Source organism: Thermococcus sp. M36, from assembly GCF_012027355.1.
In the GTDB taxonomy this organism is placed as follows: domain Archaea; phylum Methanobacteriota_B; class Thermococci; order Thermococcales; family Thermococcaceae; genus Thermococcus.
This window is the reverse complement of the sequence record NZ_SNUH01000227.1, coordinates 1-431: the sequence shown is the minus strand read 5'-3', so window position 1 is coordinate 431 and position 431 is coordinate 1. Positions and strand designations below refer to the sequence as shown.

The window sequence follows — 431 nt, the reverse complement described above, 5'->3', positions numbered from 1 at the left end:
TATAAATCTGTTCATTTAGCGGGTACATTAACTTATCCTAAAACAAAAGGGCCTTTTGCTGTTGCTGTGCTTATTACAGGTAGTGGTTTACAGGATAGAGACGAAACCATTATTAATCATAAACCATTTGCCGTAATAGCAGATTACTTAACCAACAACGGCATGGCTGTTTTACGGGTAGACGACAGAACTAAGGGTAAAAGCAAAGGCGATGTTGCGAATGCTACCAGCTTAGATTATTCGAATGATGTTTTAACAAGCATAAACTATTTACAAACCAGAAATGAAATTGATAAAAATAAAATAGGTGTTATAGGTCACAGCGAAGGTGGTTTTATTGCACCGATTGTTTTTACAAAGTATCCTAAACTGGCATTTATTATTTCTTTGGCAGGAACAGGTGTATCAGGTGCAGCAATTTTATTAAAGCA

The 431-nt window shown here is 35.7% G+C and carries 1 protein-coding gene; it reads left to right on the top strand.

Translation table 11 applies throughout. From position 1 onward, the window contains the following. Positions 1-431: S9 family peptidase (locus E3E36_RS12100; protein ID WP_167895610.1), on the top strand; the 431-nt coding region annotated here is incomplete at both ends.